Origin of the sequence: Saccharomonospora halophila 8 (genome assembly GCF_000383775.1) — a bacterium.
Classification (GTDB): Bacteria; Actinomycetota; Actinomycetes; order Mycobacteriales; family Pseudonocardiaceae; genus Saccharomonospora; species Saccharomonospora halophila.
Genome location: NZ_KB912505.1, coordinates 11,397 through 13,840, shown reverse-complemented (window position 1 = coordinate 13,840; position 2,444 = coordinate 11,397). Strand labels below are relative to the sequence as shown.

General features: G+C 71.6%; 4 protein-coding genes and 1 pseudogene. 3 read left to right on the top strand and 2 right to left on the bottom strand.

The features are described from left to right. From SACHA_RS0106000 to msrB, 3 genes and pseudogenes are all read left to right on the top strand, one after another. Positions 1-574, top strand: a pseudogene (locus tag SACHA_RS0106000) (serine/threonine protein kinase); the annotation flags it as partial. A 64-nt stretch (positions 575-638) separates the two neighbouring features. Next, a complete protein-coding gene (locus tag SACHA_RS0105995) occupies positions 639-938 on the top strand; it encodes a hypothetical protein (protein ID WP_028662932.1) in 300 nt (99 codons plus the stop codon). Positions 939-966: 28 nt separating this feature from the next. After that, a complete protein-coding gene (gene msrB / locus SACHA_RS0105990; protein ID WP_019807962.1) occupies positions 967-1,416 on the top strand; it encodes a peptide-methionine (R)-S-oxide reductase MsrB in 450 nt (149 codons plus the stop codon). Positions 1,417-1,419: 3 nt separating this feature from the next. Here msrB and SACHA_RS0105985 read toward each other — a convergent pair whose 3' ends face one another. After that, on the bottom strand, positions 1,420-1,632 hold the full coding sequence (locus SACHA_RS0105985; RefSeq protein WP_020628600.1) for a hypothetical protein: 213 nt from the start codon (positions 1,630-1,632) through the stop codon (positions 1,420-1,422). Next, complete coding sequence (hemQ, locus tag SACHA_RS0105980) at positions 1,629-2,321, bottom strand: hydrogen peroxide-dependent heme synthase (RefSeq protein WP_019807958.1); 693 nt, start codon at positions 2,319-2,321, stop codon at positions 1,629-1,631. Before hemQ ends, SACHA_RS0105985 begins: the two co-directional genes overlap by 4 nt. Between the last annotated feature and the right edge of the window lie 123 nt (positions 2,322-2,444).

The window sequence follows — 2,444 nt, the reverse complement described above, 5'->3', positions numbered from 1 at the left end:
CGTGCGCGTCGAAGGTCGCCCGGACACCCCGGGGCACCCGGGTTCCGCGCCGGACGGCAGGCGCCGGCGGATGGTGTTCGGCGCCGTCGCCGCCGTCATCCTGATCGCCGCCACGAGCCTCGTGATCGCGCTCACCGGCGGAGGCGACGGCAACGGGAAGTCGCAGGCGCAGGAAAGCACCACCGCCCCCTCGGCACCGTCCAGCTCCCCCGCACCCATGTCGAGCGCCGTGCCCCACGCCGGGGCACCGGTCGGTGACTGGGGACGTGCGGGCCGATTCGTCATCAAGTATTACAGCGAACCGGCGAACGGGTGGAACATGTTGGCCCCCGAGGTCCAGGCGCTGTGGGACGGTCGTCAGGCTCACCAGCGGTACTGGGATGCACAGGGTGTCGAGTACGCGAAGGACGCCTACGTCTACAAGGAGGAAACCAACCCGGACGGCAGCCTGGACGTCCGGATCCGGATGGTCACCGACGACGGGGAGCGGGAGATGTACGCCCGCGTCGTCCGGCTGAACGGGGAACTGCGCATCGGCAGTGACCCCAGGGTGGAGCACAACCGGAAGCTGTGATCCGCGGCCCGGTGTCGGTGTGTACCGGGTGTCCTGCCGGGTGCGGGTGGCCTACCGTGGGGGCATGGCCGAGAACCCCGGCGCGGACCGCAATCCGCGGTTCGACGACGACCTCGTCGGGCTGGACCCGCACGACCCGGAGGCGCAGGCGTTCGCCGAGCACCTGGACCGGATGGAGAAGTGCGAACCCGCGTTCACCATCGAGGCATCCCTGCGCGGGGTGGGTGACTTCGCCGAGGGCAGCAACCGCGCGGGCGGACTGCGGTGGTGGGTCGCCGCCGCCATCGTCGTCCTCGTGGTGCTGGGGGTGGTCGTCACGGGCTGGCACTACCTCACCGCACTGCTGGAGTGGCTGGCCCGGTAGCGACTCCCGCACGGGTAGCCTGGAGCCCATGGACTCCCGTACACACACGCAGGCAGCCACGTCCGACCCGTCCGCTCCGAAGGTCGTGAAGTCCGAGCAGGAGTGGCGCCGGCAGCTCGCCCCGGAGGAGTACGCCGTCCTGCGGGAGTCGGGCACGGAACGCCCGTTCACCGGCGAGTACACCGACACCGAGACCGAGGGTGTCTACGAGTGCCGCGCCTGCGGCGCCGAACTGTTCCGCAGCACCACCAAGTTCCCCAGCCACTGCGGCTGGCCGTCGTTCTACGACCCCGCCGACTCGGACGCCGTGCTGCTGCGCAGGGACCGGTCGATGGGCATGGTGCGCACCGAGGTGCTGTGCGCGAGCTGCCACAGCCACCTCGGCCACGTCTTCGAGGGCGAGGGCTACCCCACCCCCACCGACCAGCGCTACTGCATCAACTCGGTCGCCCTCCGCCTGACCCCCACCGGGGACTGACCGTCACGGGTCGGTGACCGACGGGCACGGGTCCTCGTCACCCGGCCACGGCCCACGGAGGCGGTCCAGGTCGACGAGAGTGCTCGCCGGGGTGGAACCCGTGCCCCGGTCCGCCGCCACCACGTCGTGCAGAGCCGCGAGGGCCGCCCTCTTCGCGGCCCGTCCCGTCGGCACATCCGCGCGCTCACCCATCGAGATCCTCTCGGCGCCGCTCACGGGAGGGTGTGCACGAGGTCACCCGGTTCGACGCGGGGGCCGGTGTAGAAGGGGGTCTCCTCGCGGACGTGCCTGCGGGCCTCGGTGGCGCGCAGGTGCCGCATCAGGTCGACGATGCGGTGCAGCTCGTCGGCCTCGAAGGCCAGCATCCACTCGTAGTCGCCGAGGGCGAACGCGGGGACGGTGTTCGCGCGGACGTCCGGGTAGTCCCGGGCCTCCTTGCCGTGCCCGGCCAGCATCGACCGCCGCTCCTCGTCGGGCAGCAGGTACCACTCGTAGGACCGCACGAACGGGTACACGCACACGTACCGGCGCGGTTCCTCCCCGGCCAGGAACGCGGGAATGTGGCTCTTGTTGAACTCGGCGGGCCGGTGCAGGGCGAACTGGCTCCACACCGGGATGGAGGCCCGGCCGAGCGGGGTGCGGCGGAACCCGTTGTAGGCCTCCTGCACCCGTTCGGCCTCCTCCGCGTGCCACCAGATCATGTAGTCGGCGTCCGCCCGGAAGCCGGACACGTCGTACACCCCCCGCACGACCACGCCCTTCGCGTCGAGACCGTCCAGGTACTCCGTCGTCGCGGTGGCCACCGGTCCGCGGTCGTCGGGCAGTGCGCCGGGCTCGGCCCGAAACACCGACCACGCGGTGTAGCGGAGGGTGTTGTTCAGTTCCTCGTAGTTCAGACGCGCCATGCCCTCATGGTCCCACCAGCCGGCGGGCGGCGGCCTCGCCGGTGGCCACACATGCGGGCACGCCCACACCGTGCAACGCCGCGCCCGCGACCGCCAGCCCGGGAACGTCGGCGACGGCGTCCC